Source organism: Aestuariimicrobium soli (assembly GCF_051192575.1).
GTDB lineage: Bacteria > Actinomycetota > Actinomycetes > Propionibacteriales > Propionibacteriaceae > Aestuariimicrobium > Aestuariimicrobium soli.
In genome coordinates this window covers 50,642-76,983 of the sequence record NZ_JBPJSQ010000009.1, presented here as the reverse complement: position 1 = coordinate 76,983, position 26,342 = coordinate 50,642, and the positions used below count along the sequence as shown (strand labels likewise).

Sequence of the window (26,342 nt, the reverse complement as noted above, 5' to 3'; positions counted from 1 at the left end):
ACGTCAGTGGGCGGCCTCGTGCCAGGACTGACCCACGCCGACGCTGACGTCGAGCGGAACCGTCAGATCCATCGCATGGCCCATGGTGTCGCGCACCAGCGCCTCGACCCGGTCACGCTCGCCGGTGGCCACCTCGAGCACCAGTTCGTCGTGCACCTGCAACAGCACCCGACTGGCCAGCCCCTGCTCGGTCAGCGCCGCGGCCAGCTTGAGCATGGCCACCTTGATGACATCGGCCGCCGACCCCTGGATCGGGGCGTTCAGGGCCATCCGCTCGGCCATTTCGCGCCGCTGCCGGTTCGACGACGTCAGGTCGGGAAGGTGGCGGCGTCGTCCCAACAACGTCTCGGTGAACCCGGTCTTGCGCGCCTCGGCGACGACCGACTGCAGGTAGTCGCGCACCTCGCCGAACCGGGAGAAGTACTCGTCCATCAGGCCCTTGGCCTCGCTGGTGGGAATGCCCAGCTGGTTCGACAGTCCGAACGCGCTCAGCCCGTAGGCGAGGCCGTAGTTCATGGCCTTGATCTTGGCGCGCTGCTCGCCGGTGACGTGGTCGGGCTCGACGTGGAAGACGCGCGAGGCAGTCTCGGTGTGGAAGTCCCGACCGGTGCGGAACGCCTCGATCAGGCCGTCGTCCTCGCTGACGTGCGCCATGATGCGCATCTCGATCTGGGAGTAGTCGGCGGTCAACAGCGTCTCGAAGCCCGCGCCCACGACGAAGGCCTCACGGATGCGACGACCCTCCTCGGTGCGGATCGGGATGTTCTGCAGGTTCGGGTCGGTCGACGACAACCGGCCGGTGGCCGCGATGGTCTGCACGTAGGTGGTGTGGATGCGGCCGTCGTCGGCCACCGACTTGAGCAACCCATCGACCGTCTGCCGCAGCCGGATGGCGTCGCGGTGCGCCAGCAGGTGAGCCAGGAACGGGTGTTCGGTCTTCTCGAACAGGCCCTCGAGTGCCTCGGCGTCGGTGGTCCAGCCCGACTTGGTCTTGCGGGTCTTGGGCATGTTGAGCTCGTCGAAGAGCACGACCTGCAACTGCTTGGGCGAACCCAGGTTGATCGGCTTGCCGATGACGGCGAACGCCTCCTGCTCGGCCGCCACCACCTTGGCGTCGAAGTCGGCTCGCAGACGCTCGAGCAGGTCGATGTCGACCGCGATGCCCACCCGTTCCATCTGGGCGAGAATGCGCTGCAGCGGCAGTTCCACCTCGGCCAGGAGCTCGGCCTCGTCCTGGGCCGCGAGTTCTGTGGTGAGCGCGTCGGAGAGGTCGATCACCGCGCGGGCCCGCACCATCGATTCGTGGGCGGCCTGCAGGTCGGAGCCGTCGTCCTCACCGAAGTCGAGGGTCAGCTGGTCCTCGTCGGCCACGGTGCCGGCCTCGACGCGCAACTCGCGCTTGAGGTGGCGCATCGCCAGGTCGCCGAGGTCGAAGGTGCGCTGGTCGGGGCGCAACAGGTACGCGGCCAGCACGGTGTCATTGACCACGCCCCGCAGGTCCCACCCGCGCGCCCAGCAGGCCAGCATCGGGCCCTTCGCCTCGTGCAGGGCCTTGCCGCGGGTGGCATCGGCCAGCCAGTCGCCGAGGGCGGCGTCGTCGTCCGGGGTGAGGTCGGCGGTGGTCAGGTGACACGCGGCACCGTCGGCGCTGGCCAGCGACAGGTGGGTCACGTCGCCCGTGCCCGAACCCCAGTGGCCGATCACGTCGACACCGGTGACCTGGTCGGCGCCCGCGTGCTCGGCGAGCCAGGCGCGCACGGCACCCGGCTCGAGCAGCTCGCCGGTCACCTCGAAGCCCGCCTCGGGGGTCGCCTCGTCGCCACCCTGGGGCAGGGCCTCCATCAGCCGATCGCGCAGCACGCGGAACTCGAGCCCGTCGAACAGCGTGTGCACGGCCTCGCGATCCCAGTCACGGCGTTCGAGCTCGTCGAGACCGAACGGCAGGTCGAGGTCGCGCACCAACGCGTTCAGGCGTCGGTTGCGCACCACGTCGTCGAGATGGGCGCGCAGCGACTCCCCCGCCTTCCCGGGCACCTGTTCGTTGCGGGCGATGATGTTGTCGAGCCCGTCGAACTGGTCGATCCACTTGGCGGCGGTCTTGGGCCCCACGCCCGGAACACCGGGCAGGTTGTCGGAGGTCTCCCCCACCAGTGCGGCCAGCTCGGGGTAACGGGCGGGCGTGACGAAGTACTTCTCCTCGACGGCCTCGGGGGTCATCCGCGCGAGGTCGGAGACGCCCTTCTTCGGGTACAACACCGTCACGTGGTCGGTCACCAACTGCAGGGAGTCACGGTCACCGGTGCAGATGAAGATGTCGACGCCCTCGCCACCCCCGCCGGCGCCGCCCGACGTGGACTGGCTCGAAGTGAATTGGGTCGACATCGACGCGATCAGGTCGTCGGCCTCGAAACCCTCCCGATCGAGGTGCACGATGTTGAGCGCGTCGAGCACCTCCTTGATGAGCTGCACCTGCCCCGTGAACTCCTCGGGCGACTTCGAGCGATTCGCCTTGTACTCGACGTACTCCTCGGTGCGGAAGGTGTGGCGGGAGCGGTCGAAGGCCACGGCGACGTGGGTGGGCTGCTCGTCGCGCAACACGTTGATCAGCATCGACGTGAACCCGTAGACCGCGTTCGTGTGCTGACCGGTCGAGGTCGAGAAGTTCTCCACCGGCAGAGCGAAGAACGCCCGGTAGGCGATGGAGTGTCCGTCGATGAGCAGCAGGCGCGGGGTCTGGTTCACACCGTGACTCTAGCGAGCCGCCCCGACAAAACACCCGGACGAACCCGACCGCTACGCTCAGCCCATGAATGACCCCCGGCTCGTGCCCGCCTGGGCCGACGACTACCACAGCGCCCTCGACGACCGGATGGGCATCGAACTGCTCGAACTGTCGTCCGAGCGGGTGGTCGCCCGCTACCCAGTGACCGGCAACACCCAACCGATGGGGTTGTGGCACGGCGGAGCATCGGCGGTGGTCGTCGAGACGCTGGGATCGTTCGGCGCCTTCGCGCACGCCCGGGAACACGGGAAGGCGGCGGTCGGGGTCGACCTGAACGTGACCCACCATCGTCCGGTGCGGGAAGGATGGGTCACCGGCACCGCCACCCCGGTGCACGTGGGCCGCACCACCACCACCTGGCAGGTGGTGCTCACCGATGAGCGGGAGCGCCGCGTGGCGACCGGGAGGATCACCTGCCAGTTCGTCGGGGTGTGATCCCCTGACCCCGTCGCCGGGGAGCGGATGATCTCAGTCGTCGGCCGAGGTCGACTTGGCCTTCGCCTTCGACTTCGAGAACTGCGTGATGACGCCCTCGGCGACCTCGCGCATCGACTTGCGCATGTCCATGGCCGTCTTCTGGATCCAGCGGAAGGCCTCGGCCTCGGTGAGCCCGAGCGCCTCCTGCAGCAGGCCCTTGGCCTGGTCGACGGCCTTGCGTGAGGCCAGTCGGTCCTCGAGGTCGGCGACCTCGTCCTCGATGGAGCGGATCTCCTGGAAGCGACCCATGGCGATCTCGATGGCCGGCACCACGTCGGAGGCGTCGAAGGGCTTGACCACGTAGGCCATGGCACCGGCCTCGCGGGCCCGCTCGACCAGATCGCGCTGGCTGAAGGCGGTCAGCATGACCACGGCCGAGATGCGCTCCTCGGCAATCTTCTCGGCGGCGGTGATCCCGTCCATGACGGGCATCTTGACGTCCATCACGACCAGGTCGGGCTCGAGCTCACGGGCCAGATCGAGGGCCTGCTGCCCGTCGCCGGCCTGCCCCACGACCTCGTAACCCTCCTCGGTGAGCAGCTCCACGAGATCCATGCGGATCAGCGCCTCGTCCTCGGCCACCAACACCCGGGGGCGGGGACGGTCGGAGGGGTTGCTCTGCTCAGCCACGATGCGTGCTCCTCTGGTTGGACGGCCGCCCACCCGATCCGCGGGTGGACGCGCTGCGCCCGACAATACTGCCCGCCGCAGTCACGGCGGGTGAATGGGTGCCCGGGAGGGGAGTCGAACCCCTACGGTCTTTCGACCAGACGGGTTTGAGCCGTCCGCGTATGCCATTCCGCCACCCGGGCGGGCAGCACGGACGATTCTAGCCACACCGGTGGCTGCACAGCACACCGCCCCGGGCCCGGCGACGTGCGCGCGGGACCCGGGGCGGAGTGTGGTCGATCAGGCGGACTGCTGCGGCTCGGTCACCTTGTGCACGCGCAGGGCGTTGGTCTTGCCGGGCACACCCATCGGCGAACCCGAGACGATGACGATGCGGTCGCCCACCTTCGCCAGTCCGTCCTTGACCAAGGCGTCGTTGATGTGGCCGACGGCCTCGTCCTTGCCCTCGAAGGTCGGGGTGAGCACGGTCTGCACGCCCCACGACAGCATCATGCGCTGGCAGGTGTCCTCGTCGGGGGTGAAGGCGACCATGGGAATGGTCGGGCGCAGGCGGGCCAGGCGGCGGGCGGTGTCACCGGACTTGGTGAGGGCCACCAGCAGGGCGGCGTCGAGGCGCTGGGCCACGTCGTAGGCGGCCATCGCGATCACGCCACCGGTGGTGTGCGGATCCCACTCGATCTCGTGGATCTGGTCGAGACCGTGCTCCTCGGTGTTCTCGACGATCTTGGCCATGGTCTGCACCGTGACGATCGGATACGCACCCACCGAGGTCTCCCCCGACAGCATGACCGCGTCGGCCCCGTCGAGCACGGCATTGGCGACGTCGGAGGCCTCCGCGCGGGTCGGGCGGGGGTTGTCGATCATCGACTCGAGCATCTGGGTGGCCACGATCACCGGCTTGTTCCAGCGGCGGGCCTGGTCGACGATGCGCTTCTGCACGAGCGGCACCTCTTCGAGGGGCAGCTCCACGCCCAGGTCACCGCGGGCGACCATGACGGCGTCGAAGGCATCGACGATGGCGTCGAGGTTCTCGACGGCCTGCGGCTTCTCGAGCTTGGCGACGACGGGAACCCGGCGGCCCTCCTCGTCCATGATCTGGTGCACGCGGGTGATGTCGTCGGCGTTGCGGACGAACGACAGCGCCACCAGGTCGACACCCTTGCCCAGCGCCCAGCGCAGGTCGGCCTCGTCCTTCTCGCTCAGGGCGGGCACGCTGACGGCCACACCGGGCAGGTTGATGCCCTTGTTGTTCGACACTGTGCCGGCGACGACGGTCTCGCAGATCACGTCGGTCGCGGTCACCTCGACGGCCTTCAGCATGACCTTGCCGTCGTCGATCAGCAGGAAGTCACCGGGCTTCACGTCACCCGGCAGACCCTTGAAGGTGGTGGAGCAGCGCTCCGCGGTGCCCTCGATGTCGTCGATGGTGATGGTGAACCGCTGGCCCACTGCCAGGGCATGCTTCTCGCCGCCCGCGAACTTGCCGAGGCGGATCTTGGGGCCCTGCAGATCGGCGAGCACGGCCACGCGCTTGCCGCTCTTCTTGGCGGCCTCACGGGTGAGATTCAGCCGCAACTCATGCTCGGAGTAATCCCCGTGGCTCATGTTCAGGCGGGCGACGTTCATCCCCGCGGCGACCAGTTCTTCCATACGCTCGGGCGACTCGACGGCCGGGCCCAGCGTGCACACAATCTTCGCTCTACGCACGCGCCCAACCTACCGGAGTCACCCACGGGCCACGAACGGGTTCACTCAATGGTTGCCCGTCCGACGTGCCGCGTTGGCCTGCCGTCAGGAGGCCGAGACGAGGTCGAGGGCGTGCTGCAGATCGTCCGGATAGGGCGAGACGAACTCCACCCACTCCCCCGTGGTGGGGTGCACGAAACCCAGACGGTGGGCGTGCAGCCATTGCCGATCGAGCCCCAGCCGCGCCGCCAGGGTCGGGTCGGAGCCGTACAGCGGATCACCCACGCAGGGGTGTCGGATGGCGCTCATGTGCACGCGGATCTGGTGGGTGCGTCCGGTCTCCAGATGGATCTCCAGGAGCGTGGCCGCCCGGAACGCCTCCAGCGTCTCGTAGTGGGTGACCGACGGTCGTCCGCCCTCCATGACGGCCATCTTCCAGTCGTGGTGGGGGTGCCGGCCGATGGGGGCATCGATCGTGCCCGAGAACGGGTCGGGGTGCCCCTGCACGAGCGCGTGGTAGGTCTTCTCGACGTTGCGATCCCGGAAGGCCTGCTTGAGCACGGTGTAGGCCCGTTCCGACTTGGCGACCACCATCAGCCCCGAGGTGCCCACGTCGAGGCGTTGGACGATCCCCTGCCGCTCCGAGGCCCCGCTGGTGGAGATGCGGAACCCCGCACCGGCGAGATGCTCCACCACCGACGGGCCCTCCCAGCCCAACGACGGGTGGGCGGCGACCCCCACGGGCTTGTCGACGACCACGATGTCGGCGTCGTCGTGGACGATGCCGACACCCTCGACCACCTGCGGGGTGACCGTGGCCGCCGGAGCGGGCGTCTCGAGGTCGATCTCGAGCAACTCTCCCCCGGCCACCTTCGTGGAGGCCTTCTCGACCCTCGTGCCGGCCAACTGGACGCCGCCCTCGGCAATCAGGTCGGCCACCCGCGAGCGCGACAACCCGGTCATCCGGGCGGCGGCGGCATCGATGCGCTCACCGGCCAGCCCGTCGGGCACCAGCATGACGGCCATGGCGATCCTCCCTCAGTCCTGCTGCGGCTGGGGCTGCGGGCGCAGGGAGAACAGGATCATCAGGGCCGCCGCCGACGTCAGGCACATGTCGGCCACGTTGAACACCGGGAACGAGCCGAACGACAGGAAGTCGATCACGTGGCCCCTGAACGGAGACGGGTCCCGCACCAGCCGGTCGATGAAGTTCCCGCCGACACCCGCGATACCGAGCCCGGTGACCACGGCCATCGACCGCGTGCGGATGCGCGGGGCGACGACCACCACCAGACCGGTGAGCACGATCAACGCGAGGATCGAGAAGAACAGCGTCGACGACGTCCCCAGCGAGAACGCGGCGCCGGGATTGAAGACCAGCAGCAGCCGGAAGAACCCGCCCAGATAGGTGGGCGGGTCGTGCGGGTCGAGGCGGGTGATCGCCAGGTGCTTGGTCACCTGGTCGGCCACCAGCAGCACGACGGCGATGGCGGCCAGCAGCAGGCGGGGTCGTCCCCCGGGCGTGGCGGGGCTCGCGGGGGTCACTGGCACGGGCGAGTCACTGGCACGGACGCGCTGACGACTCAGCGGCGTTCGGCGCGCTGCTTGCAGGTCACGCACATGGTCGCGCGCGGGAACGCCTGCAGGCGGGCCTTGCCGATCGGGTTGCCGCAGTTCTCGCACAACCCGTAGTCGCCCGAGTCGAACAACCGCAGCGCCAGCTGGGCCTGGTCGAGCATCTCGCGCGAGTTCTGCGCCAGCGAGACCTCCTGGTCACGCTCGAAGTTGGACGAGCCGACGTCGGCCGGGTCACGCCCGGCGCCGTCGCTGCCCTCCTTGAGCAGGCCGGCGAGCTCCTCCTCGTGGGCGCGGATCTTCTTGTTCAGCTGGTCGATCTCGGCCAGCAGCTCCTCGCGAACCTCGGCGATCTCAGCCTCGGTCCAGGGCTCTTCCCCCTCGCGAACGGGCAGGGTCGCCGTTGCGGCCTTCGCCTTGGTGGCCATCGCCGAATCCTCTCTGATCTGGGAGCACCCTGAGCGGGCGCGAGAGTGCAGGCTACACCATCACTCAACCCGGTCAACCGGCCGCGATCATGCCGCATGCGAGATGGCCTCGTCCCTGGTGGGGACGAGGCCATCGCGACCGTACCGGGTGAGCCACCGTCAGGCGGTCACCCGCGGGTGGTCACTGCTTGTTGGCGAGCAGCGCGTCGAGCCGCGGGGTGGCCGAGGCGTGCCGTTCCTCGCCCAGCAGCGCGGCGGCGCTGCCCGGCTGGAACTCACCCGAGTCGAGCTGGTCGGCCTGCGAACGCAGGTGCTGGGTGAGCGACGTGCGGTACTCCGACTCCCACGCCTTCAGCTGGTCGACCTTGCTGGCGAAGGTGTCGCGCTCGGCCTCCAGGGCCTGGAACAGTTCGCTGCGACGATTCTTCGCATCGACCTCGACCTGGTCGGCGTTCGACCGGGCCTGCGCCAGCAGCGAGTCGGCGCCGGCCTTGGCCTCGGCGTTGATCTGGGCGGCCTTCTCGTCCGCCGCCTTGATGGTCGAGGCGGCGTACTCGTCGGCGTTCTTCGAGGTCTCGGCGGCGTAGCTGTCGGCGTCGGCGCGGGTCTTCTTGGCGTCGGCTTCGGCGGCGGCTCGCACCCCTTCGGCGTCGCGCTCCGCATCGGCCACGACACCCTCGGCCTGCTCGGTCGCCAGCTGCACGAGCCGGATCACGGCGGGGCTGGCGTCGGCGCTGGTGGTGACCACCACGCGCTCCAGCTTGCCGGTGCCGTGCTCGACCATGCCCTCGGCAGGTCGATCGTCGCCGCCCTGGTCGGACGACGCGACCGGCTGCGCGGCGGCCTGCTCGCGCGCCTCGGTGAGCTGACGCTCGAGGTCGGCTCCCCGCTGCTCGAGTTCGGCGTTGCGCTGGCGCAGGGCGTCGAGCTCCGAGGTGTCGGGCTGGCCAGCCTCGCCACCCTGGTCTCCGCGGGAGCGCAGGTCGGCGAGTTCGGCCTTGAGACGGGCGTTCTCCTCGCTCAGCGCCTGCGCGGCACGCTCCTGCTCCGCGCGATCCTTGTCGGAACCGGGCTGGCCGGCGCCGCCCTGGTCCGACCTGACGGCCTCGGCCTGGGCCTTCGCCCGCTCGGCCTCGTCCTGCAGCGACTGGAAGGTGGCGACGACCCGGTCAACGAACTCGTCCACCTCCTGCGCGCGGTACCCCTCATTGGGGCGACGGGCCATGGGGAAACGAATCTGGTTGACCTCGTCCAAGGTCATCGTCATGGTTGTCTCCAAACTTTCACGTGGCGAACCAGATCAGGCTACTGCACGGGTCTCACGTGCAGCCACCGAGCCGAAAATCACGCTCAAGGCCAGCTTGAGGGCCACGGCCGCGCCGACGCGGTCGGGCGCTCACAGGAACACGATGTAGACGATCCGTTGCAGGATCACCAACGACAGCCACGCGGCGAAGAACCCGAGCGAGAACGCCACTTGCCCCACCCGCAGCGGCGGCAGGAACCGTTCGAAGAACCGGATCGGCGGGTCGGTGAGGGTGTAGACCACCTCGAACACCACGAGCACGACCCCGCGAGGGGTGAACGACGGGCTGAACGCGGGAATGAACGACAGGATCATGCGCACGAAGAACACGAACATGTAGATCTGCAGTGCCCACGCGAGCACGAGTCCGACGATCTGCACGAATCACACCTCCCGAGGGAACCAGGGTTCCCGCAGCCGGGCTGCACGCGACCGGTCTGACGACCACTCGGTCAGCTCTGGTTGAAGAAGCCACCCGAGGCGATGCGCTCCTTGTCCTCGGCCCGAACGTTGACGTTCTTGGGCGAGAGCAGGAACACCTTCGAGGTGACACGCTCAATCGTGCCAGACAGCCCAAAGATCAGGCCGGCGGCGAAGTCGACCAGGCGCTTGGCGTCGGCATCGTCCATGTCGGACAGGTTCATGATCACCGGCACACCGTCACGGAAGTGCTCGCCGATGGTGCGGGCCTCGTTGTAGGTGCGCGGGTGGATGGTGATGATGCGCGTCAGGTCCGCGATCTTCTGCTCGGGTTCACGACCGGACACGGCAACCTCCCGGGTGCTCTGGTTGCGATGGATGGGGGTGATGGTGGACGGCTCGGCCTCGAGTTCGCGGCTGTCGACGGCCTGGGTGAGCTCCTCGTAGTCGTCATCGTCATGGGTCGCGGCATAACGATCGGTCTGCACCAGACCGAGCCACTCTGCCGTGTTCCTCAGAAAAGACATGCGTCAAGCCTCCACCAGTCGTTGCGCCCGTGATCGCCTACACCGTACCCGCTCGGGCCGCTCAGCCAATCGACGCAACACCCGCAACGCGCCAAATGATTCCGGCGATTCGTCCGGCCCCGGCGCTGTCGCGTCGGTGGGAGTGCAGGTCATCACTGGTGCGCGTGCACGGGTCGAGCCCGACCACCGTGACGCCGCGCTCCTCGAGCTCGGCGGTCACCCCCGAGCCCAGATCGAGGGCCGGTGTGTCCCAGCGCGAGGGCACTACGAGCTGCGGATGGGTCGCGCGCACCCGCTCGGCCATCGCCTCGTCGACCTCGTAGCAGGGGCCGCAGATGTGCGGGCCCACCCAGGCGACGAGGTCGCGGGCACCCTGCTCGCGCATCACGTCGACGGTGCGCCCGACGATGCCGGCGAGCAGCCCCTCGCGACCCGCGTGCACGGCCCCCAGCACACCGGCGGCGTGATCGGCCAGCAGGATCGGCACACAGTCGGCCACCCGAATCATCAGGGCGACGTCGGCGGCCCGGGTCACCATCGCGTCGGCCTCGACCAGCGACCGCTGCCCGCCGGGAGCGCCCAGGTACGAGCGGGGCCCCCACGAGGCGAGGAAGGCGTCGTCGACCACGACCACGTCGGCCGAGTGCACCTGCGAGAGCGCCACCACCGTCGAGACCTCAACGGCACGACGCACCCGTTCGATGTTCGTCTCGACCCGGTCGATGGAGTCGGCATCGGTGCGCCCCAGGTTGAGCGAACCCAGAGTGCCGGGGGTCACTCCCCCGTGACGGTCCGTGAAAGCAGCCCCGATGCCGGCATTGGCATCGGGGCTGATCAGCGTCCTGAACATGTCAGCGGTCCCCCGCGTCAGGCCGTCACTTCATGAAGTCCGGGACGTCGAGTTCGTCGTCGTCGGCCGGACGAGGGGCACTCGGTGCCGCCGGACGAATGGTCGTCTGCTCCGAGGCGCCCGACTGGAAGCCGCCCTCGCGACCGCCACCCTGTGTCTGCTGCGAACCGGCCTGCTGAGCACCGGCCTGCTGGGAGTTCTGCTGCGGGGTCGCCCGCGGCACCGGCTGCCCGGTGAGCGGGTTGAAGGTCTGGGTGGCGCCCTGGCCACCCTGGACCGCGTCCTGGCCGGACGACTGCGAGCCCTGCGGCTGCTGGCGCGGCTCGCGACGCTGCCCGGCCGGCTGACGCTTGGGCAACTGTCCGCCGTCGAAGCCGGCCGCGATCACGGTCACGCGCACCTCGTCGCCGAGCGAGTCATCGATGACGGTACCGAAGATGATGTTGGCCTCGTCGTGCGCCGCCGCCTCGATCAGGTTGGCCGCGTTCGAGACCTCGAACAGACCCAGGTCGGAACCACCGGCGATCGACAGCAGCACGCCGTGGGCGCCGTCAATGCTGGCCTCGAGCAGCGGCGAACTGATCGCCATCTCGGCGGCCGCGCGGGCACGATCCTCACCGCGGGCCGAGCCGATGCCCATCAACGCCGACCCGGCGTCGGACATGATCGACTTCACGTCGGCGAAGTCGAGGTTGATCAGGCCGGGGGTGGTGATCAGGTCGGTGATGCCCTGCACACCCTGCAGCAGCACCGTGTCGGCCTGCTTGAAGGCGTCGAGGATGGCGACCTGGTGGTCGGTCATCTGCAGCAGCTTGTCGTTGGGGATGACGATGAGGGTGTCGACCTCTTCGCGAAGCGCGGCGATGCCGGTCTCGGCCTGCGTGGCGCGACGCTTGCCCTCGAAACCGAACGGGCGGGTCACGACACCGATGGTCAGGGCACCCAGCGAGCGGGCGATCTTGGCCACGACCGGCGCGCCACCGGTGCCGGTGCCACCGCCCTCACCGGCGGTGACGAAGACCATGTCGGCCCCCTTGAGGGTCTCCTCGATCTCGTCGGCGTGGTCCTCGGCGGCCTGGCGACCCTTGTCGGGGTTGGCGCCGGCGCCGAGCCCGCGGGTCAGCTCACGGCCGACGTCGAGCTTGACGTCGGCGTCGCTCATCAGCAGGGCCTGCGCATCGGTGTTGATCGCGATGAACTCAACACCCTTCAGGCCGGCCTCGATCATGCGGTTGACGGCGTTGACACCGCCGCCGCCGACACCGACGACCTTGATCACAGCCAGGTAGTTCTGCCCTGCACTTGCCACGGAAGTCCGCCTCACTTGGTTGCTCTGCGCGCGCTGATGTGGATTCACCCGACCTTACGTGTGACCCACCAGCGTTGTCGCGTCTCAGGCTAGGGGGGCCTCAGAAACGGTGTCCAACACAGCGCGACACTGCACCCCAACTCTCAAGCGAGGGTCAAGACTCGTCACCGGCTGGTGGGATTGGCGGGCGACGAGACGTCGTAGACGGTGGCCTTGACCTGCAGCAGGGCGGTCGCCACCTTCGCCTTGGTCGCCGACTCGTCCGCGCTGCCCCACACGATCGAGCGGCCCCCCTTCAACGTGAGGGTGATGGCGTCGGGGGTCTGGGCCTTGATGCCGAGCACCTGCGCCCGCAGCGTCGGCGTCAGCGCGGTCGACACCGTGGCCAGGTCGCGCAGCAGCCGCTTGTCGGTGCTGGGGGTGTTCACCACCACCAGCTTCGGTGAGGCCGTGGTCTGGGTGTGGAAGATCGTCCCACTGGCGTCGACCCACTGGTAGGTCGAACCCTCCACCCGCTGCACCCGCGCGGTGCGCTCGACCACCTCGATGCGCACGGACGAGGGCCACTCCTGGCTGACCTTCACCGACGCCACCTCGGGCAGGGTGGCCACCCGATCGGAAAGCTGCTGCAGGTCGACCCGCACCAGCGGTCGTCCCAGCGGGGCGGCGGCGCGCTGTTCGACCTCGGCCGTCGTCAACAACGAGGTGCCCTCGACACTCACCCGGCGCAGCGAGAACGCGGGGGTGAACCAGACCACGACCACGAGGGCGATCACCAGGGCGAGCACTCCCCCGGCCACCATGGCGGGCCGAAGCCGGCGCCAACGGTCGCGGGCGCGTCGGCGGCGCAACCCCGGACGAGCATCCGCCAGTCCGGTGAGCGGCCGCCCGGCGCGGCCGCGGCCCGGGCGAGCGCGACGGTCGTCGGCCATCAAACCGTGCCCTCGCGCAACGCATCGACCAGCAGCGGCCCGACCAGGGTGACGTCGCCGGCTCCCAGCGTCATCACCAGATCGCCCGGCCGGCTGTGGTCGGCCAACCAACCCGGCAGGTCGAGCTTGTCGGCCACGTAGGTGACCTCCCCACCGTGGCGTCGGCAGGCGTCGGCGACCAACTGTCCGGTCACCGAGGGAACAGGGTCCTCGCGGGCACCATAGATGTCGGTGACGACGCAGGCGTCGGCCAGCGTCAGGGCCTGGCCGAACTCGTCGGCGAACTCGAGGGTGCGGCTGTAGAGGTGCGGCTGGAAGCAGGCGATCAGCCGTCCCTCACCCACGGCCCGCCGGGCCGCGGTCAGCGCGGCACTCAGCTCGGTCGGGTGGTGGGCGTAGTCGTCGTAGACCCGCACGCCACGGGCCTCGCCCACGAGTTGGAAGCGACGCAGCGTGCCGGTGAAGGTGGCAGCCCCGGCCACCAGCTGGTCGTGCGAGCAGCCCAGTTCGCGCCCCACCGCGTAGGCCGCGGCGGCGTTCTCGAGGTTGTAGCGGCCGGGCACCTGCAGGACGATCCGGCCGGACGACCCCGCCCGCGTCAACCGGCCCGACGCGGTGGTGCCCTCGAAGTCGAGTTCGGAGATGACCACGTCGGCCTCGGGCCCGGAGCCGTAGCGCACGACCCGGGTGCCGTTGGCCTCGACGCGTGTCGCCAGGTCGGCGGCACCGGGATCGTCCGAATTGGCCACCAGCAGGCGCACGCCGGGCTGGGTGGCGAAGCGCACGAACCCCTCGATGTAGGCCTGCGGGGTCTCCCAGTTGTCGAGGTGGTCGGCCTCGACATTGGTGACCACCGCGATGGTCGTCGGGTACTGCAGGAAGGTGCCGTCGGACTCGTCCGCCTCGACGACGAAGACCTCACCCGAACCCAGGTGGGCGCTGGTGCCCGAACTGGCCAACGGCGAGCCGATGACGTAGCTGGGGTCGAGCCCGGCGGCGGCCAGCATCACGGCCGTCATGCCCGTGGTGGTGGTCTTGCCATGGGTGCCCGCGATCGAGACCCCGACGCGGCCGTGCATCAGGCTGGCCAGGGCCGCCGAGCGGTGCAGCACCCGCAGCCCGCGGCGTCGTGCCTCGGCCAGTTCGGGGTTCGACTCGCGGATCGCCGACGAGACCACCACCGTGTCGGCGTCGCCGAGTTGGGCGGCGTCGTGGCCGACATGGGTGGTGATGCCGAGGGCAGTCAGCTGCCGCAGCACCGACGAGTCGGTCTGATCAGAGCCGCTCACCTGCACGCCGCCCGCGTGGAACAGCTGGGCGATGCCGCTCATGCCAGCACCGCCGATGGCGATGAAGTGCACGCGGCCGAGTTGGTCGAGCGGTTCGACCTCGATGGGTTCACGCAGCGCCATGTCGCCCTCCCGCGGCGGTCAGCACGAGTTCGGCCAGCACGCCGGCGGCGTCGGCAGGCATCAGGGCGGGCCCGGCCTTGGCCATCCGGGCCAGGCGGGCGTCGTCGCCGAGGATGGCGGAGACCTCGCTCGACAGCCGGGCGCCGTCCAACTCGGAGTCGGGCACGAGCACCGCCCCGTGGGCGGCGACCAGACTGGCGGCGTTGCGCGCCTGCTCCCCGTTGCCGTGCGGCAGCGGCGCGAAAATGGCCGGGAGCCCGACGACGGCGGTCTCCACGACCGTGCCCGCCCCCGACCGACCCACCATCAGATCGGCGGCGGCGTAGGCGTCCTCCATGCGATCGACGAACGCGACCGGCACGTAGCGGGCCCCGGAGTCGCCCGTCACCACCTCGGTGTGCTCGGTGAAGTTCTTGGGACCCCACACGTGCAGCACCTGCCAGCCCTGCCCGAGCAGCTGGTCACGGGCCGCCAACAGCGCGGTGTTGATGCTGCGCGCGCCCTGCGAGCCGCCGCTGACCAGCACCGTGCGGCGTTCGGGGTCGAGGCCCAGGGCGGTGCGGGCCTCGCGGCGGCGGGTGGCTCGTCCGGCCAGGGACTCACTCGCCAACTCGGTGATGGCGCAGCGCACCGGCAGCCCGATGAACCTGGCCCCGGGCAGCGGGGTGTCGGGGAAGCTCACGGCGGTGGTGCGCGCGAACCGGGCCGCCACCTTGTTCGCCAGACCCGGCACGGCGTTCTGCTCGTGGATCACCACCGGAATGCCCTGCGCCCGGGCGGCCAGGTAGGCGGGCATCGACACGTAGCCACCGAACCCGACCAGCACGTCGGCGCGGCGTTGCTTGAGGATGCGCCCGGCCTGCCTGACCGATCCGGCCAGCCGCCAGGGCACCTTGACCAGGTCAAGGTTGGGGGTGCGCGGCAGCGGCACCGGCTCGACCAGATCGAGTTCGAGGCCCGCCGCCGGGATCACCCTCGTCTCGAGGCCCCGGGCCGTGCCGATGGCCGAACAGGTGGCGCCGCGGTCGCGCAACACCTCGGCCGTCGCGATCAACGGCGAGGTGTGACCTGCCGTGCCTCCACCTGCGAGGACCACGTTCACCACGTTGACAGCCTTTCGGAGATCGTTGTTCGTCGAAGGGGCGCCCCTGCCTCACCCGGGTTCGGGTCCGACGGGTGCGTCCCTGCGGGTTCCATCATTCCAAACCCACGAGACGACGCGCCGGGTCACTTCTGGACGACGCGAGTCACGCGTCGCCGCGTGACCTTGGCCGACTCGAGACTGCGGCGGGCCGCAGGCTCCTGCCGGGCGCAGGCCAGCAGCACTCCAGCGGCGAGCAGGTTCGACAGCAGGGCCGAGCCACCCACCGAGATGAAGGGCAGCGGCACACCGACCACCGGCAGGGCGTTCAGGGCCACGCCGATGTTCATCAGGGTCTGGAACATGATCCACACGGTGATGCCACCGGCCAGCACCTTGATGAACAGACTGTCGGCCCGCTGCGCGATGCGGATGCCTCCGTAACAGAGCACCGCGAAGGCCGCGATCACCGCCCAGGTGCCGAACAGGCCCAACTCCTCGCCCAGCACCGCGAAGACGTAGTCGTTCTGGGCGGCGTCGGCGAGGCCGCCCCACTTCTGCCGGGAACCACCCAGACCGACGCCGAACCAGCCGCCGGTGGCGAGCGCGTAGACCGCACTGAGGGGCTGCTGGGAGACCGTCGGGTCGTCGTGGGAGGTTCCCGCGAGGAAGTTCGCGATGCGGGTCATGCGGTTCTCGCTGGCGAGCACCAGCACGCCCACGATGCCGGCCAACCCCAGCCCGAGGCCGCCCATGATGATCATCGGCGTGCCCACCAGCCAGAGCACCCCGGCGAAGATGGCCACCAGCACCAGCGCGGTACCGAGGTCACCGCCGGCGAGGATCAGCATGATCGGCAGGCCGAAACCGATCAGCAGCGGGGGCAGCAACTCCTTGGGCTGGTCGAGCACCTTGCGCTTGTTGTGCAGCACGGCGGCGGCCCACACGATGACGCCCAGCTTGGCGAACTCCGCGGGCTGCAGGGTGCCCAGACCACCGAGGCTGATCCACGCCCGGTTGCCCTTGTTCTCGATGCCCAGCGGCGAGAACAGCATCAACAGCAGCGCGATGGCCAGGGCAAGCGCCGGCCAGGCGAGCCGTCGCAGGAAGTCGGCGCTGCGGTGGCTCAACCACCAGGCCAGCGGAATGCCGGCCACCAGGAAGACGATCTGGCGGATGGCGAAATAGTAGGGGCTGCCCATCACGGCCTGCGCATAGACCGACGACGAGCTCAGGCTCATCAGCTGGCCGATGCTGACCAGCAGCACCACGGGGATCAGCACCAGGTAGTACGACGACAGCGGCTGGGCGAGCAACGTGGCCAGGGTGCCCTGCTTGCCGGCCGACCGACGGCGAGGGGAGGGTCGACCTCCGGTGCGCTCGCCTGTGGTCGTCGCCATCGGGTGGTCCTTTCGCAGCTGCGGGAGGTCGCCTGGGGGAAGAGGCTGGTGTGGTCGGCTCGGTTGTGAGTGGTTCGGGTTGTGGGGCTTCGTCCGGTCAGCCCCGCTGGGACAGGCCCTCCACCGCGGCGATGAAACTGTCCCCGCGGGCGTCGTAGCCGGACCAGATGTCCTTGCTCGCGCACCCCGGGGCCAGCAGCACCACGTCACCGGGTCGTGCCAGCCCGGCCGCTGCCTCGACGGCCTCGACCATGGCTCCAGTGTCTGACCTCTCGACCAGGATCACGGGCACATCGGGCGCGTGTTGGGAAAGAGCCCGCGCGATGACGGGGGCATCGACCCCGAGCAGCACGGCACCGCGCAGTCGTCCGCGGTGGTGTTCGACCAGGTCGTCGAAACTGACGCCCTTGGCCTGGCCGCCGGCGATCCACACGATCGAGTCGAAGGCGCGCATCGACGAATGGGCCGCGTGCGGGTTGGTGGCCTTGGAGTCGTCGACGTAGACCACCTCGTCGATCTCGGCCACACGCTGAATGCGGTGGCCGCCCAGTTCCAGCGACCGCAGGCCCTCGCCGATCGCCGTGGCCGGCACGCCGAAGGCGCGGGCGAGGGCGGCCGCGGCCAGGGCGTTCTCGACATTGTGCGGGGCGTTCGGCTGCACGTCGTCGACCTTGCACAGTTCGAGGGCGGACGACTGCCGCTGCGCCACGAAGGCTCGGTCGACGAGCAGGTCATCGACCACCCCGAGCATCGACGGGCCGGGAATGCCCAGGGTGAAACCGATGGCACGCGCACCCTCGACGACGTCGGCCTCCTCGACCATCCGCTCCGTGGCGGGGTCGGCGACGTTGTAGACGCACGCGTGCGAGACCTGATGGAAGATGCGCGCCTTGTCGGCGGCGTAGGCGGCGAACGGGTCGTCGGCGTGGGCGTACCACTCGAGGTGGTCGGCCTCGAGGTTCAGCACGGCCGCCGAGTGCAGGCGGAGCGTTGGTGCGTAGTGCAGTTGGAAGCTCGACAGTTCCACGCAGTAGACGTCGTAGGTCTCGTCGTCGAGCACCGCCTCCATGACGGGGCGCCCGATGTTGCCGACGCAGGCCACCTTCAGCCCGGCGGCGCGCAGCATCGAGTCGAGCATCTGGGTGGTGGTCGTCTTGCCGTTGGTGCCGGTGATCGCCAACCACGGCACCACGTGGTCGGGGTGCTGGAAGCGCCACGCCAGTTCGACCTCGCCCCACACGGGAATGCCGCGCTCACGGGCCTGGGCGATCAGCGGCGCCACCGGACGCCACCCCGGCGAGGTGACCAGCAGGTCGACGTCGTCGGGCAGGGTGGCGGTCGACCCCGCACCGATGCGCACGTCGCCGTCGAGCATGCGCAGCAGCGTGGCCTTCTCCTGGTTGGCCTCGGAATCGGATTCGTCGAGGACGATCACCGATGCCCGTCGTTCCAGCAGGGCGTCGGCGGCGGCGAAGCCCGAGCGCGCCAGCCCGGCCACGACGACGGTCGCCTCGTGCCAGGGGGAACTGCGGTCGGCCGACTCGATCCAGTCGAGGCGCGGCATCAACCCACCACCCATTCGGCGTAGAAGACACCCAGACCGGCGGCCACGCACAGCCCGCAGACGATCCAGAAGCGAATGGTGACCGTCACCTCTTGCCAACCGAGCATCTCGAAGTGGTGGTGGATGGGTGCCATCTTGAACAACCGCTTGCCCTTGGTGGCCTTGAACCAGCCGACCTGCAACATCACCGACAGCGTCTCCATCACCATCAGCCCGGCGAGGATCACCAGCAGGAACTCGGTGCGACTCATGATGGCCAGCCCGGCCAGCGCGCCGCCGATGGCCAGCGAACCGGTGTCGCCGATGAAGATCTTGGCCGGCTTCGCGTTCCACCACAGGAACCCGAAGCACGCGCCGGCGAGGGCGAGCGCCACCACCGCGAGGTCGTGCGGGTTGCGCACGTCGTAGCACTTCGGGCCGGCCGTGGAGGTGAACCCGCAGTACTGGTTGAACTGCCAGATGTTGAGGATGGCGTAGGCCGCGAAGATCATCGTGGAGCAGCCCGCCAACAGACCGTCGAGCCCGTCGGTCAGGTTCGCGGCATTGGACGCCCCCGCGATCAGCAGCATCAACCAGAGCACGGCCAGCGGGAATGGCAGGTACAGCCAGCCGATGTCGCGCAGGAACGAGATCGCCTGGCTGGCGGGCTCGACCCCGCGGTCGTCCGCGAACGAGAACGGGGCCCACCCGGCCTCCGAGGGGAGCAGGGCCATGATCGCGAACGAGGCGGCCACGAACACCTGCCCGAACAACTTGGCGCGGGCCGTCAGCCCCAGCGAGCGCTGCTGGCGAATCTTCGTCCAGTCGTCCAGGAAGCCGATGAAGCCGAGCCCGACGAACAGGTAAAGCACCAGCAGGGCCGAGATGGTGATCGGCGTCCAGGTGATCAGGTGCGCCAGGAAGTACGAGACGACCACCGAGATGATGATCGCCCACCCGCCCATGGTGGGCGTGCCGCGCTTGGTGTGATGGGTGGTGGGGCCGTCATCACGGACGAACTGCCCGTAGCCCTTCTTCACCAGGAACATGATCAGCGCTCGGGTACCGAACAGAGTGCCGACCATCGACAGTCCGCCAGCGAGCAGGATGTTCTTCACGACTTCTCCTCCGCGACATGGGCGAGCACGGCCGCGGCCACCCGTTCGAGGGCCAACCCGCGGGACGCCTTCACCAGGACGACGTCATGCGGGCCCAAATCTAGCGATCCGGCCTCGTCGACGCTCACGACCCGCCCGTGGCCCCCCGCTTCCCGGGCCGCGGCGACGACGGTCTCGGCGTGCTCACCGATCGCCAGCACCTCGTCGACCCCGGCCTGCGCGGCCAGCCGACCCACCTCCCGGTGCCGCTCGACGGCCTCACCGCCGAGCTCGAGCATGTCGCCCAGCACGGCATAGACGCGGGCCCCGGGGTGACTCGCCCGCCGGGAGCGGCCGATGGGCTCCAGGGTGCGCAGCGCGGCGGCCATCGAGTCGGGGTTGGCGTTGTAGGCATCGTTGATCACCGCCGCACCGTTGGCGGTGTGCCCGAGCTCCATGCGCCACGCCGAGCGGTGTTCCACGGACGACAGCCGCGCCGCGATCGTCGCGGGCTCCAGCCCGGCCCTCCAGGCCGCGGCCGCCGCGGCGACGGCGTTGGCGGCCATGTGGCGACCCATCAGCGGAAGCGAGACGGGCAGGCGCTCGGCCCGGGAAACGTCGCCGGACTCGGAGAAGACGAGCGTGAACCGGGGTCGCTGCAGATCGTCCAGTTCGATGGCCTCCGCCCACACGAGTGGCCCCTCCCCCGGCGGCCCCTCCACCGGCGGCCCCTCCCCCGGCGGCCCCTCGGGTGCGATCGAGAACCACGCCACGCGCGCCGCCGTGCGGCTCACCATGGCGGCGACGCGGGCGTCGTCCGCATTGAGCACCGCCCACCCGTCGGCGGGCAGCGCCTCGACTATCTCGCCCTTGGCGCGGGCGATGCCGTCGACCGATCCGAACTCACCCAGGTGGGCCGTGCCGACGTTCAGCACCATCGAGATCTGCGGCGGGGTCATCGAGCACAGCCAGCGGATGTGCCCCACGCCCCGCGCACCCATCTCGCTCACGAGGTAGCGGGTGTGACGGTCGACCCGGGTGGCGGTCAGCGGCACCCCGATCTCGTTGTTGAAGCTGCCGACGGGGGCGACGGTGGGCCCGGCGGCCTCGAGCAGTTGGGCCAGCAGGTCCTTGGTGCTGGTCTTGCCCGACGAACCGGTGACGGCCAGAGTGACCAGGCCCGCGGTCCGGGCCTCGTCGACCACCGCTCTGGCCAATGACGACAGACCCGCGATCGGGTCGTCGACCAGCAGGTGGGGCACCTCGGCCGGGGTCGACCGGGAGGCCAGCACGGCCGCGGCCCCCCGCTCCGCGGCAGCGCCGGTGTAGTCATGGCCGTCGACGTGCTCCCCGGGGAGGGCGACGAACAGCGAGCCGTGACCGGCCCGGCGCGAGTCGATGACCACGTCGGGGCCGATCGTCAGGTCGGGGTCGGCCTCGGGGGGAAGCGCGGCGCCCACGCGGGCGGCGAGTTCGGCGAGGGTGTGCAGTCTCATGCTCGACCTCCCGAGACGATGGCGGCCCAGGCGGCCTCGACCTCGCGGGCGTCGTCGAAGGGCACCACCCGGTCGCCGACGAGCTGGCCCTGCTCGTGCCCCTTGCCGAGCACCAGCACGGCGTCGTCGGCTCCGGCCCAGGCCAGGGCGTGGGCGATGGCCTGCGCCCGGTCACCCACCTCGACCACCTCGGCAGGACCAGTCCCGTCACTCCCTGACTGCGCACTCCCGAGCAGGGCACCCTCGATGACGGCGGCACGGATCGACGCGGGGTCCTCGGTGCGCGGGTTGTCGTCGGTGACCACCACCAGATCTGCGGCCCTGGCCGAGGCCTGACCCATCAGCGGCCGCTTGGCCCGATCCCGGTCTCCCCCGGCGCCGACCACGATGGCCGTGCGCGCGAACTGGCGGCCCACCCGGGCCGCCTCGTCGATGGCCTGCGGCGTGTGGGCGAAGTCGACGAACACCGTCGGCGCGGCCTGCTCCCCCGCCCTCGGTGGCGCCAGAGCGATGCGTTGCATGCGCCCGGGCACCTGCGCGTGAGCGAGGCCACCCGCAGCCGTGTCGGGGTCAACGCCGGCGGCTGCGGCCATCGCCAGCGCGAGGGCGGCGTTTCGTCCGTTGTGTGCCCCGGGCAGGTCGATCACGACCTCCCGCTCGGGCGAGGCATCGGCGGGGGCCGGGCCGGCGAGTCCGGCGAGCAGGATCCGGGTGCCGCCCGACGAGGTCGGCTCGTTGACGAGGATGCGCACGTCGTCGGTGGGCTCGGCGCCGACGGTGGTCAGGTGGGGGGCGCCGCGGTCTCGGATGCGCCGCGCCAGTTCTCGTCCGTGCTCGTCGGTGGTCATCACGACGGCGTGGCGGCAGCGCTCGGGCTCGAACAGGCGAGCCTTGGTCTCGAAGTAGTCCTCGAGGGTGGGGTGGAAGTCGAGGTGGTCGCGGCCCAGATTCGTGAAGCCGGCGACCCCGAAGGCCACGGCGCGCACCCGCTCGAGCGCCAGCGCGTGGCTCGAGACCTCCATCACGACGCTGTCGGCGCCCTCGCGGACGAACCTGGCCAGCGTGGCCTGCAGGTCGATCGACTCGGGGGTGGTGACGGTGGTGCGGGCGATGTCGAGGGGCACCCCCGCCAACCGGAAGCCGATGGTGCCGATGGTGCCGACGGCGTGACCGGCGGCGGCCAGGGCCGCCTCGAGCAGGAAGGTCGTGGTGGTCTTCCCGTTGGTGCCGGTGATGCCGAACATGGTCACCTGCTCGCTGGGTCGACCGTGGAAGCGGGCCGCCAGGTCGGCCATGGCCGTGCGGACGTCGTCGACCACCACGACGGGCAGTCGGTCGCCGGCCAGCCCCGCGCCCTGCCGGTCGGTGAGCACCGCCACCGCCCCGGCGTCCGCGGCGGAGTCGACGAACTGGGCGCCGTGGGAGCGCTGCCCGGGCAGGGCGACGTACAGGTCGCCGGGGCGCACGGACCGCGAGTCGAGCACCAGGCCCGCGACGGTGAGGCCAGCCGCCTTGTCGGGCAGGTCCGCGACCCCGTCGACGAGCCAGCCCAGCGTTCGGTCGGGTGTCATCGGGCCTTCTGTCATCGGGCCAGCGGTCATTTGGCCACCTGTCATCGAGTCAGGACTCACGGTTCATATGTAAGCGGACCGTTGCCGGGCTTGGTGCTGGACGGGAGCACTCCGTAGCGCGGCAGGGCCAGGCTCATGATCTGCTGCGCGACCGGCAGCGCCAGTGCCGAACCGTCGGTGCCCTTGGTGGGCTGGTCGACGACGACGTACACCAGGATCTGCGGATCCTCCGCCGGGGCGACCCCGACGAAGCTGGCGGTGTAGCCGCGGTAGCAGGAGCACTGGGGGTCGACGCGCTGGGCGGTGCCCGTCTTGCCGGCCATGCGGTAGTTGGCGATGGCGCGCGAGTCGGACTTGGTGATCACCGACTCCATCATGTCGAGCACCTGGGCCGACGCGGCCTCGGAGATCACCCGGTGCGGTTCGGCCTTCTCGATCGGGACGGCCTTGCCCGTGCCGTCGACCGCGGACTTGATCAGGGTCGGCGGGTTGTACAGGCCACCGTTGGCGATGGCCGCGACGGCGGCCGACTCCTGCAGCGCGTTGACCGACAGGCCCTGACCGAAGCTGATCTGGTCACGCGAGTAGTCGGCCATGCTCGCCGGCGGCAGCCAGCCCGCCGACTCACCGGGCAGCCCGACCCCGGTCTTCTTGCCCAGCCCGAAGTCGAGCAGGTACTGGCGCAGCTTCTGCTTGTCCATCTGCCGGGTCAGCAGCACAGTGCCGATGTTGGACGAGTTGGCGATCACCCCGCGCGCGGTCAGGTGCAGGGTGCCGTGTTCGAAGGCGTCCTTGATCTTGCCGTCGCCCGAGGCGATGCGCGCGGGCACCTCGACGCGGGTGTCGGCGGTCACCAACCCCTGGTCGGCGAGGGCGGCCATGGTGAGCACCTTCTGCACCGAACCCGGCTCGTACGGGGCGCTGACCGCGCGGCTGCCCAGATTGCCCGGGTCGGCCGTGGCCGGGCTGTTGGAGTCGAACCCGGGGGTGCTCGACAGCGCCAGCAGTTCGCCGGTCTTGACGTTCATCACGACGGCGGTGCCGGTCTTGGCTCCCGCCCGGGTGACACCGGCGGCGAGGGCCTGGTTGGCCATCAGCTGCATCTCGGTGTCGAGCGTCAGCGTGTAGCTGGTGCCGTTCACCGCCGGCACCAGGGTGGTGCTGGCCAGCGGGATGCGTCCGTTGGCGCTGGAGGCGTACGACTCCTTGCCGTCGGTACCCGCCAGCGAGGCCTCGAGTGAGTACTCCAGGCCACCGGCGCCCTCACCCTCGGCGTTGACGAAACCGATGACGCTGGAGGCGACATCGCCCGCGGGGTAGCTGCGGATCGGGTCGTCCTCCTTCGAGATGCCGTGCAGGCCGATGCCCTCGTGGGCTGCGGCCAGCTCGCGCCGAATCTGCTCGTAGGTCCACGCCGGCACCTGCGCCTTCACCACCGTGTAGTGCTTGAGCTTCAAGTCGGTGAGCTTGGGCAGGTAGTCGGCCGGGGTGCCGCCCAGGTACTTCGCCAGGACGGCGGCGATGTCGGCCGCGGCGGTCGCGGCACGCGCCTTCTGACCCTTGGTCATCTCGACGCGGGAGTCGACGCCGTTGCGGCTGATCAGCAGCGGGTCGGCCACCACCTTGACGGCCTGTTCCGAGCTGGCCATGACCACGCCGTTGCGGTCGGAGATGGTGCCCCGCTGGGCCACCAGCGTCTTGGTGTAGGTCATCTTGTTGGCGGCCAGAGCGGCATTGGCCTGGGCGTCGTAGGCCTGCAGGTAGAACGCGCGCCCCGCCCACGCGGCCAGGGTCAGCATCATCGCCAGCAGCAGCACGTTGAGCCGGGTCGAGGAGTTGGCCAGCCGCAGGCGGATGGTGCGTCCGTAGGTGGCGCGACCCCGCCCGGAGGAGGGTCGCTTGCCGGTGGGGCGCCGGCTGCTCGGCCGCTTGGACGACGGGTGCTTGGACGACAGGGTGCGCGGGCCGGAGCGCTGGGCGGGCTGGCGGGTGCGGCGGGCGTCGGACATCAGCGGTTCCCCGTGGTCGCGGTCGGAGCCGTGCTCGTGCTGGGCTTGGCACTGGCGGAGCCGGCCTTCTTGAGCTCTTCGGCCTTCTTCTTCTCGTCAGCCAGTTTCTTTTCCTGGGCCTGCTTCTTCTTGAGCTCCTCGGCCTTGCGTCGGGCCTCGTCCGCCTTGCGCTTGGCCTCGGCGGCCACCTGCGCGCGCGCCGCTTCCTGACTGGTCTGCTGCTGCTGCCACGACGACCACTTCTGGTCGGGCAGTTCCTTGCCCGTGACCGGGGTGGGGGTGCCGACGATGGTGCCGTTGGCCAGCGTGATGAACGCCGGGTGCGGGTTGGGACGAAGGCCCAGTGCGTAGGCCTTCTGTTCGAGCGTCGAGGCCGAACGCAACTGCTGCACCTGGGTGGTGAGCTCACCCTGCTGGTAGCCCAGGGCCGTGGCCTCGTTCTGCAGGGAGTTGAGCTGCTTGGCCTGCGACTGGATGGCGGTGTTCAGCACCAGCAGCCCCAGCAGGCCCGCGACCAGCACGGCCCCCAGCACGGCGACGAAGGGCACCCGGGCCGCGGTGGCGGGCGCCGACTCGACCGGCCGCAGGTGACGTTGATCCTTGCCACGACCCTGCGGGGCGCCGACGACACGGTCGGGTTGGGTCCAGGAGGTCAGGGTTTCCACGACGCTCATGAGTGGGTCCTCACTCGTTCGATGGCTCGGAATCGGGCCGAGGCGGCGCGCCGGTTGGCGGCGACCTCGGAGGGGGTGGGCTTCTCGGCGCCACGGGTCAGCGACACGCACTCGGCGCGCAGGTGATCGGGCACCATCGGCAGGTGGGCCGGGGCCCGGTCTGAGGTGGCCTCGCGGAAGACCTGCTTGACCAGCCGGTCCTCCAGCGAGTGGTAGGCGAGCACGGCCAGTCGTCCACCGTCGGCCAGGGCGGCGACCGCTGCGGGGAGCACGCCGGCGAGGGCATCGAGCTCGCCGTTCACCTCGATGCGCAGGGCCTGGAAGGTGCGCTTGCCCGGGTGGCCGCCGGTGTTGCGAGCCGCCGCCGGGATCGCGTCCGAGATCACCTGGACGAGGCGCCCCGAATGGGTGAAGGGCTCGGACTCGCGCGCGGCGACGATCCGCTGGGCGATGCGCCGGGAGAACTTCTCCTCGCCGTAGACCCGCAGCAGCCGCTCGAGGGCGTCGACGTCGTAGCCGTTGACCACCTCGGCGGCGGTCGGCCCCTCGTCACCCATGCGCATGTCGAGCGGGGCGTCGACGGAGTAGGCGAAACCGCGCTCGGTGTGATCGATCTGCAGGCTCGACAGGCCCAGGTCGAGCAACATGGACTGGATGCGCCCCACACCCGTGCGGGCCAACACCTGCGGCAGTTCGTCGTAGACCGCCCGCTCGAGCCGCACGCGGTCACCGAAGCGGGACAGGCGCTCCCCTGCCAGCGCGAGCGCCTGCGGGTCGCGGTCGATGCCGATCACCGTGGCCTCGGGGCAGGCGGTGAGGATGGCCTCCGCGTGACCGCCCATGCCGAGGGTGCCGTCGACATGCACCGAACCGGGCCGCTGCAGGGCCGGCGCCAGCAACTCCACGATCCGGTCGACCATGACCGGTTCGTGCAGTTCGGCAGCCGGCGACTGCGAGGCGTCCACCTCGGACATTCGACCCCTCCCGGTTGGGATGTTCGTGTGGTTGGACAGGTGATCTGGCCAGGCACTGATCTGGCAAGGAAAGCGCTTGTGACTCGTGGTTTCAGTCCGGGCCGCCGGGAAGGCCACCTGGCACCGGGGAAGGTGCGCCAGGGGGCTGCGGTTCCGGCCTGAA

General features: G+C 70.1%; 23 protein-coding genes and 1 tRNA gene. 1 reads left to right on the top strand and 23 read right to left on the bottom strand.

Features of this window, described 5'->3' with window-relative positions; all coding sequences use genetic code 11:
- Positions 1-3: 3 nt before the first annotated feature.
- Positions 4-2,742 carry a DNA polymerase I gene (polA, locus tag ACSDQ9_RS11175; protein WP_435147009.1) on the bottom strand — a complete coding sequence of 913 codons (2,739 nt, stop codon included), beginning with the start codon at positions 2,740-2,742 and terminating at the stop codon, positions 4-6.
- Between the two features lie 64 nt (positions 2,743-2,806).
- On the opposite strand from polA, the gene ACSDQ9_RS11170 reads away from it, so the two are divergent.
- Complete coding sequence (locus ACSDQ9_RS11170; RefSeq protein ID WP_435147007.1) at positions 2,807-3,217, top strand: hotdog fold thioesterase; 411 nt, start codon at positions 2,807-2,809, stop codon at positions 3,215-3,217.
- Positions 3,218-3,250: 33 nt separating this feature from the next.
- Here ACSDQ9_RS11170 and ACSDQ9_RS11165 read toward each other — a convergent pair whose 3' ends face one another.
- From ACSDQ9_RS11165 to rsmH, 22 genes are all read right to left on the bottom strand, one after another.
- On the bottom strand, positions 3,251-3,889 hold the full coding sequence (locus ACSDQ9_RS11165) for an ANTAR domain-containing response regulator (protein WP_435147005.1): 639 nt from the start codon (positions 3,887-3,889) through the stop codon (positions 3,251-3,253).
- Between the two features lie 99 nt (positions 3,890-3,988).
- Positions 3,989-4,071 (bottom strand) — tRNA-Leu (locus ACSDQ9_RS11160).
- A gap of 97 nt (positions 4,072-4,168) precedes the next feature.
- Complete coding sequence (gene pyk / locus ACSDQ9_RS11155; RefSeq protein ID WP_435147004.1) at positions 4,169-5,596, bottom strand: pyruvate kinase; 1,428 nt, start codon at positions 5,594-5,596, stop codon at positions 4,169-4,171.
- 84 nt (positions 5,597-5,680) lie between these two features.
- Positions 5,681-6,601 carry an RluA family pseudouridine synthase gene (locus tag ACSDQ9_RS11150; RefSeq protein ID WP_435147001.1) on the bottom strand — a complete coding sequence of 307 codons (921 nt, stop codon included), beginning with the start codon at positions 6,599-6,601 and terminating at the stop codon, positions 5,681-5,683.
- A 12-nt stretch (positions 6,602-6,613) separates the two neighbouring features.
- Complete coding sequence (gene lspA, locus ACSDQ9_RS11145; protein ID WP_435146999.1) at positions 6,614-7,126, bottom strand: signal peptidase II; 513 nt, start codon at positions 7,124-7,126, stop codon at positions 6,614-6,616.
- A 32-nt stretch (positions 7,127-7,158) separates the two neighbouring features.
- On the bottom strand, positions 7,159-7,578 hold the full coding sequence (locus ACSDQ9_RS11140; RefSeq protein WP_435146997.1) for a TraR/DksA family transcriptional regulator: 420 nt from the start codon (positions 7,576-7,578) through the stop codon (positions 7,159-7,161).
- Positions 7,579-7,759: 181 nt separating this feature from the next.
- Positions 7,760-8,845: a DivIVA domain-containing protein gene (locus tag ACSDQ9_RS11135; RefSeq protein ID WP_435146996.1), complete on the bottom strand. Its 1,086-nt coding sequence runs from the start codon at positions 8,843-8,845 to the stop codon at positions 7,760-7,762.
- Between the two features lie 129 nt (positions 8,846-8,974).
- Positions 8,975-9,265: a YggT family protein gene (locus tag ACSDQ9_RS11130; RefSeq protein WP_435146994.1), complete on the bottom strand. Its 291-nt coding sequence runs from the start codon at positions 9,263-9,265 to the stop codon at positions 8,975-8,977.
- A 71-nt stretch (positions 9,266-9,336) separates the two neighbouring features.
- Entirely contained in the window at positions 9,337-9,831 is a 495-nt protein-coding gene (locus tag ACSDQ9_RS11125; RefSeq protein WP_435146992.1) for a cell division protein SepF, read from the bottom strand.
- 61 nt (positions 9,832-9,892) lie between these two features.
- Positions 9,893-10,681 carry a peptidoglycan editing factor PgeF gene (pgeF, locus tag ACSDQ9_RS11120; RefSeq protein ID WP_435146990.1) on the bottom strand — a complete coding sequence of 263 codons (789 nt, stop codon included), beginning with the start codon at positions 10,679-10,681 and terminating at the stop codon, positions 9,893-9,895.
- Between the two features lie 25 nt (positions 10,682-10,706).
- Positions 10,707-11,990 carry a cell division protein FtsZ gene (gene ftsZ / locus ACSDQ9_RS11115; RefSeq protein ID WP_435146988.1) on the bottom strand — a complete coding sequence of 428 codons (1,284 nt, stop codon included), beginning with the start codon at positions 11,988-11,990 and terminating at the stop codon, positions 10,707-10,709.
- Between the two features lie 164 nt (positions 11,991-12,154).
- Entirely contained in the window at positions 12,155-12,922 is a 768-nt protein-coding gene (locus ACSDQ9_RS11110) for a cell division protein FtsQ/DivIB (protein ID WP_435146987.1), read from the bottom strand.
- Positions 12,922-14,334 carry a UDP-N-acetylmuramate--L-alanine ligase gene (gene murC / locus ACSDQ9_RS11105; RefSeq protein ID WP_435146985.1) on the bottom strand — a complete coding sequence of 471 codons (1,413 nt, stop codon included), beginning with the start codon at positions 14,332-14,334 and terminating at the stop codon, positions 12,922-12,924. Before murC ends, ACSDQ9_RS11110 begins: the two co-directional genes overlap by 1 nt.
- Entirely contained in the window at positions 14,321-15,439 is a 1,119-nt protein-coding gene (gene murG, locus ACSDQ9_RS11100; protein WP_435146983.1) for an undecaprenyldiphospho-muramoylpentapeptide beta-N-acetylglucosaminyltransferase, read from the bottom strand. Before murG ends, murC begins: the two co-directional genes overlap by 14 nt.
- A gap of 122 nt (positions 15,440-15,561) precedes the next feature.
- The gene (locus ACSDQ9_RS11095) at positions 15,562-16,815 is read right to left on the bottom strand and encodes a peptidoglycan glycosyltransferase FtsW (RefSeq protein ID WP_435146982.1); all 1,254 of its coding nucleotides are present in this window, start codon (positions 16,813-16,815) and stop codon (positions 15,562-15,564) included.
- Between the two features lie 97 nt (positions 16,816-16,912).
- Entirely contained in the window at positions 16,913-18,379 is a 1,467-nt protein-coding gene (gene murD, locus ACSDQ9_RS11090) for a UDP-N-acetylmuramoyl-L-alanine--D-glutamate ligase (protein ID WP_435146980.1), read from the bottom strand.
- A complete protein-coding gene (gene mraY, locus ACSDQ9_RS11085) occupies positions 18,379-19,476 on the bottom strand; it encodes a phospho-N-acetylmuramoyl-pentapeptide-transferase (RefSeq protein ID WP_435146978.1) in 1,098 nt (365 codons plus the stop codon). The genes murD and mraY overlap by 1 nt, the downstream gene beginning before the upstream one ends.
- Positions 19,473-20,951 carry a UDP-N-acetylmuramoyl-tripeptide--D-alanyl-D-alanine ligase gene (locus ACSDQ9_RS11080; protein ID WP_435146976.1) on the bottom strand — a complete coding sequence of 493 codons (1,479 nt, stop codon included), beginning with the start codon at positions 20,949-20,951 and terminating at the stop codon, positions 19,473-19,475. The genes mraY and ACSDQ9_RS11080 overlap by 4 nt, the downstream gene beginning before the upstream one ends.
- On the bottom strand, positions 20,948-22,522 hold the full coding sequence (locus tag ACSDQ9_RS11075) for a UDP-N-acetylmuramoyl-L-alanyl-D-glutamate--2,6-diaminopimelate ligase (protein ID WP_459251764.1): 1,575 nt from the start codon (positions 22,520-22,522) through the stop codon (positions 20,948-20,950). The genes ACSDQ9_RS11080 and ACSDQ9_RS11075 overlap by 4 nt, the downstream gene beginning before the upstream one ends.
- 56 nt (positions 22,523-22,578) lie before the next feature.
- The gene (locus tag ACSDQ9_RS11070; protein WP_435147198.1) at positions 22,579-24,366 is read right to left on the bottom strand and encodes a peptidoglycan D,D-transpeptidase FtsI family protein; all 1,788 of its coding nucleotides are present in this window, start codon (positions 24,364-24,366) and stop codon (positions 22,579-22,581) included.
- Positions 24,367-24,530: 164 nt separating this feature from the next.
- Positions 24,531-25,205, bottom strand: coding sequence for a hypothetical protein (locus ACSDQ9_RS11065; RefSeq protein ID WP_435146972.1), 675 nt, complete (start codon positions 25,203-25,205; stop codon positions 24,531-24,533).
- Complete coding sequence (gene rsmH, locus ACSDQ9_RS11060) at positions 25,202-26,179, bottom strand: 16S rRNA (cytosine(1402)-N(4))-methyltransferase RsmH (RefSeq protein ID WP_435146970.1); 978 nt, start codon at positions 26,177-26,179, stop codon at positions 25,202-25,204. Before rsmH ends, ACSDQ9_RS11065 begins: the two co-directional genes overlap by 4 nt.
- Between the last annotated feature and the right edge of the window lie 163 nt (positions 26,180-26,342).

Bases quoted from the DNA above. Each gene is read 5' to 3' on its own strand.
- rsmH (WP_435146970.1), bottom strand. From the start codon at position 26,179: ATGTCCGAGGTGGACGCCTCGCAGTCGCCGGCTGCCGAACTGCACGAA.
- murD (WP_435146980.1), bottom strand. From the start codon at position 18,379: ATGCCGCGCCTCGACTGGATCGAGTCGGCCGACCGCAGTTCCCCCTGG.
- ACSDQ9_RS11065 (WP_435146972.1), bottom strand. From the start codon at position 25,205: ATGAGCGTCGTGGAAACCCTGACCTCCTGGACCCAACCCGACCGTGTC.
- ACSDQ9_RS11075 (WP_459251764.1), bottom strand. From the start codon at position 22,522: ATGACACCCGACCGAACGCTGGGCTGGCTCGTCGACGGGGTCGCGGAC.
- pgeF (WP_435146990.1), bottom strand. From the start codon at position 10,681: ATGTTCAGGACGCTGATCAGCCCCGATGCCAATGCCGGCATCGGGGCT.
- ACSDQ9_RS11095 (WP_435146982.1), bottom strand. From the start codon at position 16,815: ATGGCGACGACCACAGGCGAGCGCACCGGAGGTCGACCCTCCCCTCGC.
- ACSDQ9_RS11170 (WP_435147007.1), top strand. From the start codon at position 2,807: ATGAATGACCCCCGGCTCGTGCCCGCCTGGGCCGACGACTACCACAGC.
- murC (WP_435146985.1), bottom strand. From the start codon at position 14,334: ATGGCGCTGCGTGAACCCATCGAGGTCGAACCGCTCGACCAACTCGGC.
- ACSDQ9_RS11135 (WP_435146996.1), bottom strand. From the start codon at position 8,845: ATGACGATGACCTTGGACGAGGTCAACCAGATTCGTTTCCCCATGGCC.
- ACSDQ9_RS11140 (WP_435146997.1), bottom strand. From the start codon at position 7,578: ATGGCCACCAAGGCGAAGGCCGCAACGGCGACCCTGCCCGTTCGCGAG.
- ACSDQ9_RS11110 (WP_435146987.1), bottom strand. From the start codon at position 12,922: ATGGCCGACGACCGTCGCGCTCGCCCGGGCCGCGGCCGCGCCGGGCGG.
- ACSDQ9_RS11125 (WP_435146992.1), bottom strand. From the start codon at position 9,831: ATGTCTTTTCTGAGGAACACGGCAGAGTGGCTCGGTCTGGTGCAGACC.
- ACSDQ9_RS11080 (WP_435146976.1), bottom strand. From the start codon at position 20,951: ATGAGACTGCACACCCTCGCCGAACTCGCCGCCCGCGTGGGCGCCGCG.
- ACSDQ9_RS11150 (WP_435147001.1), bottom strand. From the start codon at position 6,601: ATGGCCGTCATGCTGGTGCCCGACGGGCTGGCCGGTGAGCGCATCGAT.